This window comes from Bradyrhizobium sp. LB11.1 (assembly GCF_040549385.1).
Lineage (GTDB): Bacteria > Pseudomonadota > Alphaproteobacteria > Rhizobiales > Xanthobacteraceae > Bradyrhizobium.
Genome location: NZ_JBEPTH010000018.1, coordinates 47,935 through 63,487 on the forward strand (window position 1 = coordinate 47,935; position 15,553 = coordinate 63,487).

A 15,553-nucleotide genomic window follows, 5' to 3' on the forward strand; every position below is an offset into this window, starting at 1 on the left:
ACGCTTCACACCTTAACGTTTGGTCCTATTTCCGGGGTCCACTTCAACGAAGATGCGGTTACGCTACTGCGAGCTTGCTTTCCTGGTGGCTCCATTACGGGGGCGCCCAAGGTGCGAGCGATGCAGATAATTACGGAAATCGAGCGTGTGGCGCGCGAGGTCTTTTGCGGGGCGATCGGCTTCAACGGGCAGATGGATACGAATATCGCGATCCGCACTGTAACGATCGACGACGATATGGCTGTATTCCATGCAGGTAGCGGTATAACGGCGATGTCGGATCCGGCGGCAGAATACGAGGAGACGCTTGCCAAGGCGCAGCGAATCTTTGACGCATTTCGTGCTGAAACATCCGGTGCACTTTGATTGTCATCATCGACAACTACGACTCCTTCGTCTTCAACATTGCCCGCTATTTCCAGGAGCTTGGTGAAGCAACGGAAGTATTCCGGAACGACGCGATTAGGGTCAGCGACCTTGTTGACCTCAAGCCGCGCGCAGTGGTCATCTCCCCCGGTCCGTGCACTCCAATTGAGGCCGGAGTATCTACGGCCGTCGTCCGCGAACTTTCGGGTCGCGTTCCAATTCTCGGTATCTGCCTGGGTGCACGTTGCCCTATGCACGGTCGGTCCTCATATGTAATGCATGACGGCCGAGGGCTATTCAGGGAGCTACCGTCCCCACTCTGCGTTGGTCGCTACCATTCTCTTGTTGTTGAGCTCGATGAGTCATGCGCACCGAATCTTACGGTGAGAGCGCGTTCCGACGAGGGCGAGATCATGGCCGTCGCACATCGCTATCAACCAACCTATGGCGTGCAGTTCCATCCAGAATCGATACTCACCCAACAAGGTCACGTGCTGCTTACGAACTTCTTGCAACTCGCAAGACTTCCCGCGCATGAGAATCGGAAACTCTATCGCGCAGGCGGCGACTTAACTCACGGAAGCGAATCGTGAGCTGCCGCCGGTTCGGCCACCCGATCAGGGCTCTTTTTTCAACAAGAGCTCTTTAGATCTAGTTCTTTTATTACAACGGACTGATTGGGGCGAAATGTATTTTCCCGGAGCAAAGTGGAGTGTCTTTTGAGCGCCATTTGGTCTCGCTGATCATCAGGTTGCGCTGGCTGTTCCTGCGCAAGGACATTTCCCTTGTCGACCGCTGCGCGATAGGCATCTCATGCCAGTCTCAAGGTTGCAAGAAACGGCTCAGTTCTGCCTGCAGCGCAGAACTGCTCTTGGATAACACCCGCGCCGATTGCAGGACATCACTTGCAGCCGTGTCCGTGCTCGCGGCGCCATAGGCGACCTGGCTCATTCCGCTGGCAACCTCCGATGTTCGGGCGACGGTCTGCTGGATGTTCTGCGCGATCTCGCGCGTTGCCAGGAGCTGCTGTTCGACAGACTCCGACACAGCTCCTGAAATCTGCGAGATGCGGTCGATCGTTGCACTAATCGAGACGATTTCGTTCACCGATTTGCGGGCGACCGACTGCATCGAGCCGATTTGCGCGGCAATCTCCGAGGTGGCATCAGAAGTCTGATCCGCCAGAGCCTTGACTTCCTGCGCGACCACTGCAATGCCGGTACCGTATTCGCCCGCACGTGCGGCTTCAATCGTCGCGTTGAGGGCAAGCAGGTTGGTCTGGCGTGCCACTTTCGCAATGAGCCGAACGACGTAGCCGATCCGTTCGGCCGCTTCGGTGAGCTCGGACATCTGCCTGTCGGTCTGCGCCGCCTGGCGGACCGCCTCCAGCGCAATTTTTGAGGATTCCTGCGCCTGCCGCCCAATTTCGGAGGCGGAGGTCATCATCTGCTCCGTCGCGGCAGCAATGAGCTGGATGTTGGAAGAGGCGCTGTCGGATGCTGTCGAGACGTGGCTCGAAACGCCGGTCGTGTGCTTGGCCGACTGGGCAAGGCCAAGAGCCGCGCTTTCAAGCTGGCAAGAGGCATCAGCCACCGTCTGTATGACGTTACCGACGGCCGCCTCGAAGGCATCAGCAACCCGCACGAGCTCCGCGCGGCTTCGCTCGCCCTGCAGGCGGTCGCGCTCCAACTGTTCGGCAACGTCGCGCTCAGCCTTCTGGCGCATGCCGTGCTTAAAGTCTTCGACCGCACGTGCCATGTCCCCGATCTCGTCTTTGCGGTCAAGCCCCGGCAGAACAATCGCGAAGTGACCGGCACCAAGCTGACGCATGGCGGCCGTCATTCGAGAAATGGCACCGCCAATGCGATGGCCGAACAGCAGGGCAAAGGTCGCGACCAGGCCCATCGCGCCAATTACCAGCCAAAATAAGAGATCGCGGGCGCTTGCCGCCCGCAAACCAGCCGCTGCACTTCGGCGATCGGCTTCTGCGATCGCCCGTGCCAATGCCGGTCGATGGCTGCTATAAACCTTGGCAATATCCTCCATCTCGTCGTTCAGCGACTGCTGCACGAACATGAGGGCAGAAAAGCCGGCTTGATAGGACTTGAGAAGACCCTCAAGTTCCATCCGAATGCCCGACGAGAGATCTGAAGCGGCCAGTAGCCCGGCGAACTCGGCGCCGGACTTGTCGAAATCCTGGCCGTATTTCTCGTCGCCGTGCAGCATGAAATCTTTCTCGTGCCCGCGCATCGTCTCCATGAGCGCGGTCATCCTTGGCTGGTCCAGCTCAGCAAGCCGCTGTTGCAGCTGAAGCTCGGCGGTGCGGAGCCCGCCCTGAAGCCCCTGGTCCCCGCTGAAACCAAGAGCGCGCTCGGCCGAGACGATGTTTTGAAAGCGCGCGGCGTAGAGGTCGATCCCGCTGCGCAATTCGGACGAGCTCTTGAGAGGGTCGCCCTCGGGCAATTAGGCCGCAAAGGCTTCGATATCGCCGAGCAGCGTCATTTCTTGCTTGAGCAGCTCGGCATGACGCTCGATCATTGCCTCGTCACGCCGGCGCAGGAATTCGGTCGTCACATGTTGCGATTCCAGAAAGCTCAGGGAGAGCGCCGCAAACCGGTCGCGAAAGCGAGCGGCCTCGTCCGCATCACGCTGGACCTGCGCTGCGTAGTTCAGCCCGACCAGGCAGACCGCACCGGTCGCAATGACCGCGATAATGCCAAGCAGGCCGATCTTGACGCGCAATGAGGCACTGATTCCCCGGCTGGCAGGCAGCTTGAGCAAGCGCCACAATGAGGTGCGCTTGAAGGAGAGCGCGCGAAGTGTGAGAGGTGAGAACAATGCTTTCTTTCCTTCTAGGGTCCGGACTCAATTGAGCCAGTATGCGACGAGAGCGGCGAGATGAACAGCGGCCAAGAAATTGCGGGCGAGCTTGTCGTATCTGGTGGCGATGCGGCGAAAGTCCTTGAGCCTGCAAAAGCAGCGCTCGATGACGTTTCGGCCTTTATAGGCACGCTTGTTGAAGGGGTGGATGACGACGCGGTTGGATTTGTTGGGGATGACGGGCTTGGCGCCGCGAAGTACGATTTCGCTGCGAAAGTCGTCGCCGTCATACCCTTTGTCGCCGAGGAGCGCGCTCATCGGCGGCGCGAGCGCCAGAACATCTGGCGCCGCCGAGATATCGGCATTCTGGCCTGGTGTCAGATGCAGGACGACTGGCCGGCAGAGCGGATCGCTCAGCGCATGGATTTTTGTCGTGCGGCCGCCTCGCGAGCGGCCGATTGCCTGATTGTGCTCCCCCCTTTTCCGCCGGAGGCACACCGGTGAGCTTTAATCGAGGTCGAGTCGAGCGAAAGCGCGACGGCATCTTTGCCGGGCTTGGCCAGCACTTCAAAGATCGCGCACCATCGTCCGCGCTTTGCCCAACGATTGAAGCGATTGTAGATCGTCGTGTAAGGCCCGTATTCAGGGGGACAATCGCGCCACCGCGCACCCGATTGCAGCATCTGAATGATGCCGCTGATAATGCGCCGATCGTCGTTCCGATCCGGTCCGGTCAGTCCCGTCGGCAGGTGCGGTTCTATCCGCGCCCACTGCTTATCATTCAACCAAAACAGGCCGCCACGCATCTCTCGTCCCCGAATCAAAATATGCGGACAAGAGAATCACGTGGCGCTAATTAGGTACAGACCTTAAAATGGCGCATGGCTTGCCAATCCTCCGGCCGATGGAAAACTCGTAAGACGCGAGACTGTCACTCAATGTAAAAAGGGCCGCTGCGGTTGTCGGCAGCGGCCCAGCCAAGTCTAGGGCTAATTGGCAGACATACCGGTCTGCCAGCGGATCGGGTGTATCGAGCTCGCAAAGAAAACCATTAGCGCGAGGGCACAGGCTAGCTTGGAGCTGGTCATTCAAGTGGCTCGATGAGCGACGCGATATGGGCCCGCAGCGGTTGCACGCGAAAAAAAGATGAAGCTGTTACGGGAACAGTCCGCGCGTTTCCTTGGCACCGCGAACACGCTCGACGCCTATTGCCATGGCTGCGGTGCGATTGAACAACTTTTCACGTTTGCTTCGCGCCAAGACACGTTCGAATGCACGATCCAGGAGCTGATACTCGCGGCGCATGACTTCCTCCTCCTCCCAGAACAATCGCTGAAGGTCCTGCACCCATTCAAAGTAACTGACGACAACACCTCCCGAATTGCAGAGAATATCGGGAATGACGAACACCTCGTCCTGGCGTCCCTCCAGGATTCTATCGGCTTCCGGTGTGGTGGGTCCGTTGGCGCCTTCGGCAAGGATCCGGCAGCGCAGCCTACCGGCCATTTCGGCGTCGATGACCCGTTCGACGGCAGCCGGAACAAGCACGTCGCACGGCACGGTCAGGATCTCTGCGGGGTCAAGAGCAAGCTCGTTGGAGTAACCGTCAAGGCTTCCTTGCGACGCTGCGTGCCGGACCAGTTGGCGTATGTCGAGCCCCCGAGGCCGGTAGAGCGCGCCGGTATGATCGCTGACAGCAATCACCTTCACTCCCATGTTGTGCAGCTCGAGCGCGGCAATCGAACCGACGTTTCCAAATCCTTGAACGACGGCCGTCGAGCCATTGAGGCGGATTTTGAGCTCGTCCGCAGCGCGCCTGACCAAATGAGCCACACCCCGGCCTGTCGCTTCACGGCGACCGAGCGTTCCACCGGCGCTGACGGGCTTGCCCGTCACGATCTCGGTGACGGTCTGGCCCTGATACATCGAGTATGTGTCCATGAACCAGGCCATGATCTGTTCGTTTGTCCCGAGGTCCGGAGCCATAACATCGGTGTGCGGCCCAACAAATGGGATCATTTCCTGCATATAGCGGCGCGAAAGCGCCTCAAGCTCGCGCTTCGACAAGGTCGACGGGTCGACGTTGATTCCGCCCTTGGCCCCGCCATACGGCAATCCGACCAGAGCACACTTCCAGCTCATCCAGATGGCAAGCGCTGCAACTTCGCCAAGGTCAACTGTCGGCGCGAACCTGGTGCCCCCTTTTGTCGGGCCAAGCGTCAAATGATGCTGAACGCGGTAGCCCTCGAAAACCGCAGTGGTGCCATCATCACGGTGAATCGGACACGACACTGTGACAGATCGCTTCGGCAGCAACAGGCGCGATCTCGCGTCATCCGGTATGCTCAGATAGTTCGCGATCACCTCGAATTGCTTTACGGCCATCTCAAACACTGGCCCATGGTATGCAGTCACGCTAGCTCCTCAAGCTGAATATGAAACATTGGATGCTCCTGCATCGGGGCGCTTTGTGCTCCGAGGCGTGATGCGAATTCCAGAGGCGGACATAGTCGCCTTCACCGCAAGAGCGCAGCTTGCGCTCACGCCCAGAACAGGACCAATCCAACGAAAGCGAGATTGACGAGGGCGGCCACGATCGCCAGCAACCAAGTGGTCGCAGGCGAAAGGTCAGGAGCATCTTGCGACTCTGGAATCCAAAGCGGCGGGGGCGGCATCTCAATGTCTCCGAAAGCATGGGTTGCAGCGGATCGAGCAAGCGAGATGAAAACGCCTCACGGCTGTCAGGGGGCGCCGATTGTTCAAGCCCATCGCGCGGCGGCGCCGGGGTTGATCAACAATCGATAGGTCCCGAGCCATGTTGAGCTCCTGTTGCGGCTACATCGCCTTGACGATGTTCTCGGTGACCTTCTTGGCGTCGCCGAGCAGCATCATGGTGTTGTCGCGATAGAACAGCGGATTGTCGATGCCGGCATAGCCGGATGCGAGCGAGCGCTTGATGAACATCACGGTGCCGACCTTCCAGACCTGGAGGACGGGCATGCCGTAGATCGGCGAGGTCTTGTCCTCTTCGGCCGCCGGGTTGGTGACGTCGTTGGCGCCGATCACGAAGGCGATGTCGGCCTGCGCGAACTCGGAGTTGATGTCCTCGAGCTCGAACACCTCGTCATAGGGCACGTTGGCTTCGGCCAGCAGCACGTTCATGTGGCCCGGCATGCGGCCGGCGACCGGGTGAATGGCGTATTTCACCTCGACGCCTTCCTTCTTCAGGATGTCGCCCATTTCGCGCAGCGCATGCTGAGCCTGCGCCACTGCCATGCCGTAGCCGGGCACGATGATGACCTTCTGCGCGTTCTTCATGATGAAGGCGGCATCGTCGGCCGAGCCGAGCTTGGCCGGCTTCTGCTCGCCGCCGCCACCACCGGCTGCGGCGCTCTCGCCGCCGAAACCGCCGAGGATGACCGAGATGAAGGAGCGGTTCATCGCGTGGCACATGATGTAGGACAGGATCGCGCCGCTTGATCCCACCAGCGCGCCGGTGATGATCAGGGCGGAATTGCCGAGGGTGAAGCCGATGCCGGCCGCGGCCCAGCCCGAGTACGAGTTCAGCATCGAAATCACGACCGGCATGTCGGCGCCGCCGATCGGGATGATCATGAGCACGCCGAGCGTCAGCGCGATGATGACGATCAGCCAGAAGTCGAGCGCGCTGCCCGTCATTACCAGCCCGACGATGAAGACGACGAGGGCGATCGCGAGCGCAATGTTGATGATGTGACGGAACGGCAGGATGATCGGGGCGCCGCTCATCCGCGCGGACAGCTTCAGGAACGCGATCACCGAGCCGGTGAAGGTCAGCGCGCCGATGGCGACGCCGAGCGACATCTCGACCAGGCTCTGCGGATGGATGTTGCCGGGCGTACCGATGTCGAAGGCTTCGGGCGCGTAGAACGCGCCGGCGGCGACGAGCACCGCGGCCATGCCGACCAGAGAGTGGAAGGCGGCGACCAGTTCCGGCATCGAGGTCATCGGCACGCGGCGGGCGATCACCGCGCCGATCGCGCCGCCGATGGCGATGCCTAGGATCACGAGGATCCAGGCGACGCCGTCCGCCGGCGGATGGCTGGCGAGCGCGGTTGCGACCGCGATCCCCATGCCGATCATGCCGAACAAATTGCCCTGGCGCGACGACGCCGGGCTCGACAACCCGCGCAGCGACAGGATGAACAGCACCCCCGCCACGAGATACAAGAATGCAGAGAGATTGGCGTTCATCTCAGGTCCCCATTGATCCCTTCAGCCCGAGGTGGCCGCTTACTTCGACTTCTTCTTGTACATCGCCAGCATGCGCTGGGTGACAAGGAAGCCGCCAAAGATGTTCACGCAGGCAAAGATGAGCGCGACGAAACCGAAGCCGCGCGCCCAGCCCGAGCCGTTCGAGATCATGCCGACGCCGACCGCCAGCAGCGCACCGACCACGATCACCGAGGAGATCGCGTTGGTCACGCTCATCAGCGGCGTATGCAGCGCCGGGGTCACCGACCACACCACGAAATAGCCGACGAAGACGGCGAGAACGAAAATCGACAGCCGGAAGACGAAGGGGTCGACGACCTGTGCAACATGCTCCATCGCGGCTCTCCTTACGCTTTCGGCTGGAAGTTCGGGTGAATCACGGCGCCGTCCCTGGTCAGCGCGGTCGCCTTCACGAGCTCGTCGTCCCAATTCACGGCCAGCGCCTTGTTGGTCTTGTCGAACATCGTTTCGATGAAGTTGAACAAATTGCGCGCGTAGAGGCTCGAGGCCGACGCCGCGACGCGGCCGGCGACATTGGTGTAGCCGACGATCTTGATGCCATCGACGTCAGCGACTTCGCCCGGCCTTGCACCCTCGACATTGCCGCCGCGCTCGACGGCGAGATCGACCAGCACCGAACCCGGCTTCATCGACTTCACCATTTCGGCCGAGACCAGCTTCGGCGCCGGCCGGCCCGGAATCAGCGCAGTGGTGATCACGATGTCCTGCTTCTTGATGTGCTCGGCGGTCAGCGCGGCCTGCTTGGCCTGGTACTCTTTCGACATTTCCTTGGCGTAGCCGCCGGCGGTCTGCGCGTTCTTGAATTCCTCGTCCTCGACGGCGAGGAATTTCGCGCCGAGCGATTCGACCTGCTCCTTGGTCGCCGGCCGCACGTCGGTCGCGGTGACGATGGCGCCGAGACGCCGCGCGGTCGCGATTGCCTGGAGGCCGGCAACGCCGACGCCCATCACGAACACTTTTGCGGCCGGAATGGTGCCCGCCGCGGTCATCATCATCGGGAAGGCGCGACCAAAAGCTTCGGCTCCCTCGATCACGGCGCGGTAGCCGGCAAGGTTCGCCTGCGACGACAGCACGTCCATCACCTGTGCACGGGTGATGCGTGGCATCAGTTCCATCGCGAAGGCGGAGACGCCGGCATCGGCGATCGTCTTCAGCGCGGCCTCGTTGCCATAGGGATCCATGATGGCGATGACGAGCGCGCCGCGCTTATATTGCGCAAGCTCGGACGCCTCAGGACGCTTCACCTTGATGATGATGTCGGCGTCGACAAGCGCATCCGCGCTGACGGTGGCACCCACAGCGGTGAATTCGGAATCCGACAGGCCCGACTTGATGCCGGCACCCGGCTCGACGGCGATCTCGGCGCCGAGCGCTTTGAACTTCTTCACCGTATCAGGCGAAGCGGCGACACGCGGCTCCGACGGATCGATTTCCTTGGTTACGGCGATCTTCACCAAACCTCCCGGCGAGCGCCGCCTGTCTTCATACAATAGTCTTCCAAGCGCGCAGGCCCGCGGAACGGCCGAATTCGTTCGTAGTGATGACTTGTTCGCACTGGGTACAAAGCTCGTTTGCTAGACTCTATTTGCCTGCCTTGCGCCCTTCCTAAAGACGCCGAGCCTTTTAAGCTCGCGGCGCTGCGCCGCTTTTCCAATCGGCGCGATCTGCCAAATGGCAATGGAGATCTCAGTCATCCAATGGTCCGAATGAAGAGACAATGTTGCCAGCGCGGCATTCCATGACGCGGATCATCCCGCCATGCGCCGAGCCGGGATACCGACCTTCGCGTCACGCCTGCAACGAAAGCTCGCTCACTCGATGCTCAGAACCAAATGAGGATTGCGGCGGATGAGCCTCAACGTCAGGCGTCGTGCTGCATCCAGCTGCCGATTGCGCTTCACATTGGATCCCCGCCCCATTGCATTTTCCCTCGCGTCTGCGCGCAAGATAGCACCGCGACGGCCTCGTTTCTCGGCGATCTGACTGCCTTCGCTGGACGCTTGCGGTGAAATCCGCCGCAAGATTGGAGGTGAACGAAAAAATCCTGCAAGATGCGATGGATCTAGACCGACGCTCGAATCAACATTCGACAGCACCTGCACCGAATGTCGAGCCCTCGTGCCGCAGCCAAGAAGCGGAAAACTGTCTGACGCAGCACACGTTCCATGCTGCCGCAACGGAGCCCAGAGGACATTACCCTCCTCGCGGGATACAAGGCAGGGCCATCGCCGTCAGGGGCAGAGCCGAGTAGATTTCGGCCGCGACAGCTCTCACGTCGGCTGCCCGCTCGACTCCAAGGTCAGCCCCGATCACCGGTTCCGACAGAGCTATCTGGGATTGGCTGTTTGCTGCCGTATGATCCTGGTGTGGAGACGCTTGACCTGAAAGTCGCCGAGCGGCCTGCAGGATTTTGCTGCTCACGACGTTGCGACGGACACTCGAGCCCCGTCAAAGGCCAGTACAAAGCCTAAAGAACCAGTACCTCGTCACAGTGACTATGACTCTTTGGAAGTGGCGGGCTAGGCGCCTGCCATTTTGGCGTGAGCCTTGTCTGTTGTGAACATCCATTTTTGATGCATGAGCGTGCGGCATTTCGTTATCGTTCCCAGGCGGCGTCGATCCTGCGATCCAGGCACTGGCCCCGCAGGACGCCGATTTCGATCTCGACCATGTTGAGCCAGCTTGCGTGCTTGGGGTGTAGTGGAACTCAAGCCGTCGCAAATCCGCCTGGCTTCGGCGGGCGGAAACGCCTGATACAGGGCGCCGGCGGAGTGGGTCGATAGATCATCCTGGACGATTGCCTTCCACGAAGCGTCGCTTAGTCCGGTACACGGTCGAGCCGCTCGCGCCGACGCTCCTTGCGATCTCCTCGTCGCCGGTCGCGGCATCGGCGGCCAGCAAAATCTGCGCGCGCTTGAGCTTGCGGGACGTATGCTTGCCGCCGCTGAGCAGAGCCCTCAGTTCGGTGCGTTCGATTTGGCTGAGTTCGACCCGATAGCGTACATTCATGGCGTGCCGCCTCGTTCGAGGCACGCACGAACAACTGAATCGGATGGCCCGTGAGTCCTTCGACAAACCCCTTCACGCCCACACAGGGGCAGTATCTGGCTTTTATCCATCTCTATACCCGGCTGCATCGCAGGCCCCGGCCGAAACCGACATGCAGGAATATTTCCGCGTCAGCCCGCCTTCGGTTCACCAGATGGCGCTGACGTTGGAACGCGCCGGCCTCATCAGACGGCAGCCAAAAACGCCTCGCAGCGTCGAGGTCCTCATTGATCCGAAACTCCTGCCGGAGCTAATCTGACCGCCGGACCCAACCTGTCAAAATCACTGTGCAGAGCCACTAGGAAAGGCCCGACTGCCTGAAGGCAAGAAAGGCCTCGAAAGGTTGGCCTCTCTGCGTCCGAAAATCGATGCGCCAGATCCGCAGCGCAATCGGAGCAACGACGATCGATCCCGAGTTGCTAACAGCTGCGGAACGTCTCTAGTGAGGGCTATCTCCGGCGCGAGGAGGCCAACGCGACTATCTTGGGCCTGTCGAAAGGTGGAATGCCGATCAAGGAGATCATGCGCCCGACTGGCCACAGCAGGGGCTGGTGCGACAGGTGATCCGCGGCGAACGCCATGACGTCTTCCGGATCCGGGAGAGTTCTCTCGATCAGTACCTGCCATGGCTTGACGGCTTGACGATCAATGGGCAGCTGGTTGACGAAACGGCGCTGCGCCCCAGCGCTGCATGGCGGTCGCGGCACTTCGGACCACAACGTGCGCTTGAATCCGACCAGCTCCCAGCACGCATGATAGTTATTCCTCCCCATGTCCTGGACGCAGCTTGCGACTTTTAGGCAACGTCTTGGAGGTCTCCGCACGTTTGGATGGTCGAACAAAGAATTCAAACAATTGAACGCCCAGCGTTCCGGCGATGCGGTCAAGAACATCAATTGTCGGACTTTTCGATTGCCGCTCTAGACTAGCCATGTAGGAGCGGTCAATCCCGGCCTCGCAAGCTAATCTTTCTTGCGAAATACCGCGTTTCAAGCGGATCCGACGGACATTCCGAGCCACAAGCGTACGAGCTTTCATGTGGCAAAGCATGCCATCGCGCAACCTGTCAAACCACGGGGTATAACGTAAGCGCGATTTTCTCCGCACGGTGACGCCCGCGCTTTTGACGGATGGCCTTCGTATCGAGGGCGGCATCTGACCCGTTCAGGCAGCGGCGGTTTTGAGGAAGTTGAAGGGCAGCAGGTCGGTAATATCGGCGTCGTCGGCGCGCTGAGGCAATTCGGTGAGCACGTGGCGCAACCAGGCTAACGGCTCGACGCGTGAGGCGCGGCAGGTCAGCATCAGACTGTAGACGACGGCACTGGCCCTGGCCCCTCGACGGTGTCGCTGAACAGCCAGCTCTTTCTGCCAGTGGCAAAGATTCTGATATCGCGCACCAGGAGATTGTTGTCGATCGGCATCCTGCCGTCTTGCGTGTAGCGCGTCAGATATTCCCATTGGTTCAGAGTGTAGGATACGGCATCGCCAAGCTTGCTGTCGGGCAAGACTTTCGGGGCGATTTGATCGAGCCATTCCTTGAGGGCGTTCAGGACGGGAATGCTGTGTTGCTGGCGGAAGCGGCGAATGCATTGATCTGGCGTTTCGCCTCTGTCTGGTTTTTCGTCCCGCGCCTGCCTTTCAACCCGGTAAAGCTGTTCGAAGAACCGCAGCGCCTGCTCGGGCGGACCGCCGCCCTTCTTCCTCGCCTTGAGGGCATCGGCAAAGCGCCGTCGGGAGTGGGCCATGCATCCAATGTGGGTGGCCCCTTCCAGCGTGCGCCATGCGGTATAGCCGTCACTCATCACGATGCCACGGTAATCGCCGAGGAAGGCCTGCGGGTGGATCTGGCCGCGGCCCGGCTGATAATCCAGAAGAACGATGGGCTCGTGACTGCCCTGGCCGCTGCGATAAGCCCACATGTACGATGTGCTGGTGGCTTTTTTGTCCTTCTCCTTGAGGACCTGAACCGTCGTCTCGTCGCCATGGATGAGAGGTTGCAGTCTGAGCCGCAGCTTCAGGGCGTCTGAGATGCGATGCAGATGCTTCTCGCTCGAGCCGATCACCCAGTGACCCAAAGCGCCGCGGCTGACAGGAACACCTGCGCGTTCGAAGGCCTGCGCCAGACGGTAGAGCGGCGTGCCATCGACATATTTGTGAACCAGCGCGAACGCCAGCGTTGAGGCCGTGGCAACGCTGCCCGGCAAGGGCTGCGTCGGCATCGGCGCGGTCACGACAGGGGCATTGATCCCGGTGCGATCGCAATGGCGGCACCCATATTTGAAGCGCACATTCTGTAAAACCTTCGCCTTCACCTCGATATGAAGTTGCTCGGTGACAGTCTCGCCCATGCGATGCATCTGGCCACGGCAGCAAGGACACGCCTTCTGATCGTCGGGCAGGTCATACTCGACCCGCTCACGCGGCAGGTTCCCCGGCAGCGGTCTGCGGCCGCGCTTCTTTCCCGTTGTGCTTTCGACGGGTGGCAAGCCCGTGTCCGGAAGTTCGTCGATATTGTCCGTTTCGCTGCCGGCATCATCCTCGTCGGCGGCCTGCTCGGCTTCATTGAACAGACGGTCGACGTGCTTTTCGCTGCGCGGCGCAAAACGATGCAGGCGTGCCAGCGCCAGTTCTTCCTCGAGCCTGACGACGCGCCCCGTGAGCTGACGATTCTCCACCTGCAGCGCAGCAATGCGCGCCAACAGCGCTTCGACACTCGGTTCGCCGGTTCGATTCATCGGATTCTTGAATCTGAACCGTACCGACGCGTCAACCGCTCAACTCGATAGCTCAGCCGGCAACCTGATATTGCCGCACCGGATGGCGGACCATCGCATCGATATCGATGCCGTCAAGTATTCAGTGCAATTGCTCGGTCGTCAGCGTGACGACCGCCTCCTGGCGGCGCGGCCATCGGAACTTGTCCTCGGTCAGCCGCTTCAGGACCAGCACAAAGCCGGACCGGTCGAAGAACAGCAACTTCATCCGGTCGCAACGGCGATTGCAGAACGCAAAAACCGCCGGAGCGAACGGATCGAGCGCCATCGTTTCCTGGACCAGAACCGCAAGGCTGTTGATGCCAGCCCGGAAGTCGATCGGCTCACGGTGCAGATAGACCTGCAGGTCACCGCCCAGTCTGAACATGGCCCAGGGCTCCGATGATCGCCGTCAATGCATCCACATCGCCGCATTCCAGCGCGACCTTCACGCCGTTCGGCAGCGACGCGCTCACTTTGGCCGGAGAACAAAAAGCTGTAGTCCCCTTGGGTTCCGACCCGCGCACTTCATCGCAAGCCGCCGGCAAACCCACCATCGCCACGCTGCTCCCCCGCGACAGGGCGCGATCGGAAGCCCCCTCAAGTTGAACCGGGATGAACGCCGATGGGGAAGACCGCGGGAGAGACCTGGTCGCGGTGTGCTTCTTGATCCATTTCCGAAGCAGGTTCGCGTTGACCCCGTGTTCGAGCGCAAGTCTCGATACCGAAACGCCAGGCTCAAGACAACTCGCGACAAGACGCTCCTTCGATGTCGCCTCGTAGCGCCGGCGACCGTTCCGACCAACAAGCCTGACCCGCCGTTTCTGATCATCGTCTGCCATCACAAGGTGTCCACCTATTTTGGTGGACACCTCATGCATCAGAGCACCCAAAAGCAAAAGGTGCAGGGAAATTCGCGCTTACGGTAGAGGAAGGTGCGAGGCCGAGATCGATAAAAGGGCCAGGCCCGCCGGCACGAATTTCTCAAGAAATGGGTGTCGCTCCGCCCGGGAAGCAGTGAGCTTCGATCTTGTTCTCGCGCCACAGCTGCGTGATCGCGAAGCTTATCCGGAAGGTTCGCAGCGGATCCTCGTCGAGCGTGCCTTGGTCATGTTGGCTTGAAGAACCAGCGCAGCATCAATCACTCCGAGTCCCGGCACCGCGTCGAGAGGCGTCTCACCTAAGTCTCCGCGGGTCTTAGCCTGATCTCGCAGCTACTTAACCAGTCTGATCTTGATGAGACTCGACCAATTCCCAATCACGGCCGAGATGGCCGGGGAATTGATCCTGATATTGCCTGAGCATACACCGATTGTGCCGCTTGATTTCAGAGCGACAGATGTGCAGTTCACTAACACATTTGACGACGATCGCCTGGGGCTCGATCTTTGCCCCGCGGTTCACCTTGGCGCGCAGCGCAGAGGTGGAAAGCCGCAATGTCTTGAAGCCGCGCGCCGCAGCGTATTCGACAGGCTCATAATAGCACAATACGAAGTATCTGTAATCGTTGAGATCGAGGTTGTAGTCCGCCCCGAAGTAGCGCAAGTGAAGTGCCGCTCCAAAGCCATAGAAGACCGCCATTCCGGTTGGTTCGTTGTTACGCTTGGAAACCGCTGCAACACCAAAATGCGACACACCCGCCTTCCTCTGCCCGGCCAGGATCTTTTCCATCCAGTCCCGATCCTCGGCATTGCCGTACCGAGACCTATTCTGGGTTACGAAATCAGCGGCTACTAAGTCATCGAGTTGTTCGGCTGGTATCCATTCGATCTTGCCTCCCGTTCGACGGAAGGCCGCAACTTCAGACTTGCTTTGATTGCGATCATGCGCGCGTGAGCGCGCCATCATCCCGGCGAGCCCTGTGCCCGGCACGTCCAGAGACGCTTCGGCAGAATGCAAAACGACAGCCCCCCCTATGACTTCTGCAAATTCCACCGCCGCCTGGTAGGGCATGTAGGGCATTACAAAGCCTGCATAATCTCGCTCCTGAGCATAGTATAGAGCGCTGCGTGCTAGCTCTGTCAAAGCCTCATGCCTTCGCCTGCCCTGTACGCAGGGGATCTCGTTGTGGGTGTTGCGCCGCCCCCCCAGCCAAAGAAAGGGTTGTTGCCAAGGGCCAGGAATATCCCCCATGCAATCTGGTAGGAAGAACATCCCAGCTGATCGGCTTCCCTCCCAAAGTGAACACGCAGCCACGAGTCCGGCCGACCCGTGGACCGCGAGCACGTCGGTTGTACCGAATGAGTGCTCGAGACCTCGCAGCCATCGGTAGCTATTATAGAAATTGTTAT

At 60.2% G+C, this 15,553-nt stretch carries 13 protein-coding genes and 4 pseudogenes; 4 read left to right on the forward strand and 13 right to left on the reverse strand.

What is annotated here, in order from left to right; genetic code table 11:
* Nucleotides 1–45: 45 nt before the first annotated feature.
* Nucleotides 46–366, forward strand: a pseudogene (locus ABIA96_RS32005) (chorismate-binding protein); the annotation flags it as partial.
* Nucleotides 363–959: an anthranilate synthase component II gene (locus tag ABIA96_RS32010; protein ID WP_354140910.1), complete on the forward strand. Its 597-nt coding sequence runs from the start codon at nt 363–365 to the stop codon at nt 957–959. The pseudogene ABIA96_RS32005 and the gene ABIA96_RS32010, both read left to right, overlap by 4 nt.
* Nucleotides 960–1,188: 229 nt before the next feature.
* Here the strand turns inward: ABIA96_RS32010 and ABIA96_RS32015 are convergent, their stop codons facing one another.
* The 8 genes and pseudogenes from ABIA96_RS32015 to ABIA96_RS36655 all read right to left on the reverse strand — a co-directional run bounded on the left by ABIA96_RS32015 (nt 1,189) and on the right by ABIA96_RS36655 (nt 10,470).
* Nucleotides 1,189–2,829, reverse strand: coding sequence for a methyl-accepting chemotaxis protein (locus ABIA96_RS32015; protein WP_354140911.1), 1,641 nt, complete (start codon nt 2,827–2,829; stop codon nt 1,189–1,191).
* A complete protein-coding gene (locus tag ABIA96_RS32020) occupies nt 2,830–3,108 on the reverse strand; it encodes a hypothetical protein (RefSeq protein ID WP_354140912.1) in 279 nt (92 codons plus the stop codon).
* A gap of 123 nt (nt 3,109–3,231) precedes the next feature.
* Nucleotides 3,232–3,992, reverse strand: a protein-coding gene (locus ABIA96_RS32025; protein ID WP_354140913.1) for an IS5 family transposase whose coding sequence is annotated in 2 segments (ribosomal slippage) — nt 3,232–3,663 and nt 3,666–3,992 — 759 coding nt in all. Because the reading frame shifts where the segments join, the coding sequence is not laid out codon by codon here.
* A 349-nt stretch (nt 3,993–4,341) separates the two neighbouring features.
* Complete coding sequence (locus ABIA96_RS32030; protein ID WP_354140914.1) at nt 4,342–5,601, reverse strand: Glu/Leu/Phe/Val family dehydrogenase; 1,260 nt, start codon at nt 5,599–5,601, stop codon at nt 4,342–4,344.
* Nucleotides 5,602–6,021: 420 nt separating this feature from the next.
* Entirely contained in the window at nt 6,022–7,419 is a 1,398-nt protein-coding gene (locus ABIA96_RS32035; protein ID WP_354140915.1) for an NAD(P)(+) transhydrogenase (Re/Si-specific) subunit beta, read from the reverse strand.
* Nucleotides 7,420–7,458: 39 nt separating this feature from the next.
* Nucleotides 7,459–7,776, reverse strand: coding sequence for a proton-translocating transhydrogenase family protein (locus ABIA96_RS32040; protein ID WP_354140916.1), 318 nt, complete (start codon nt 7,774–7,776; stop codon nt 7,459–7,461).
* Nucleotides 7,777–7,787: 11 nt separating this feature from the next.
* Complete coding sequence (locus tag ABIA96_RS32045) at nt 7,788–8,915, reverse strand: Re/Si-specific NAD(P)(+) transhydrogenase subunit alpha (RefSeq protein ID WP_354140917.1); 1,128 nt, start codon at nt 8,913–8,915, stop codon at nt 7,788–7,790.
* 1,065 nt (nt 8,916–9,980) lie between these two features.
* Nucleotides 9,981–10,470: pseudogene (locus tag ABIA96_RS36655) on the reverse strand (transposase).
* Nucleotides 10,471–10,621: 151 nt separating this feature from the next.
* Between ABIA96_RS36655 and ABIA96_RS32060 the strand changes: the two are divergent.
* The gene (locus ABIA96_RS32060) at nt 10,622–10,768 is read left to right on the forward strand and encodes a hypothetical protein (protein WP_354140919.1); all 147 of its coding nucleotides are present in this window, start codon (nt 10,622–10,624) and stop codon (nt 10,766–10,768) included.
* Between the two features lie 94 nt (nt 10,769–10,862).
* Nucleotides 10,863–11,170: pseudogene (locus ABIA96_RS32065) on the forward strand (ISL3 family transposase); the annotation flags it as partial.
* Between the two features lie 98 nt (nt 11,171–11,268).
* On the opposite strand, the gene ABIA96_RS32070 reads toward ABIA96_RS32065, so the two are convergent.
* From ABIA96_RS32070 to ABIA96_RS32090, 5 genes and pseudogenes are all read right to left on the reverse strand, one after another.
* Complete coding sequence (locus tag ABIA96_RS32070; protein WP_502918865.1) at nt 11,269–11,547, reverse strand: helix-turn-helix domain-containing protein; 279 nt, start codon at nt 11,545–11,547, stop codon at nt 11,269–11,271.
* 126 nt (nt 11,548–11,673) lie between these two features.
* Nucleotides 11,674–13,244, reverse strand: a pseudogene (tnpC, locus tag ABIA96_RS32075) (IS66 family transposase).
* A gap of 121 nt (nt 13,245–13,365) precedes the next feature.
* Nucleotides 13,366–13,650 carry an IS66 family insertion sequence element accessory protein TnpB gene (tnpB, locus tag ABIA96_RS32080; protein ID WP_354140921.1) on the reverse strand — a complete coding sequence of 95 codons (285 nt, stop codon included), beginning with the start codon at nt 13,648–13,650 and terminating at the stop codon, nt 13,366–13,368.
* On the reverse strand, nt 13,631–14,104 hold the full coding sequence (tnpA, locus tag ABIA96_RS32085; protein ID WP_354140922.1) for an IS66-like element accessory protein TnpA: 474 nt from the start codon (nt 14,102–14,104) through the stop codon (nt 13,631–13,633). Before tnpA ends, tnpB begins: the two co-directional genes overlap by 20 nt.
* Before the next feature lie 376 nt (nt 14,105–14,480).
* The gene (locus ABIA96_RS32090) at nt 14,481–15,224 is read right to left on the reverse strand and encodes a peptidogalycan biosysnthesis protein (RefSeq protein WP_354140923.1); all 744 of its coding nucleotides are present in this window, start codon (nt 15,222–15,224) and stop codon (nt 14,481–14,483) included.
* Between the last annotated feature and the right edge of the window lie 329 nt (nt 15,225–15,553).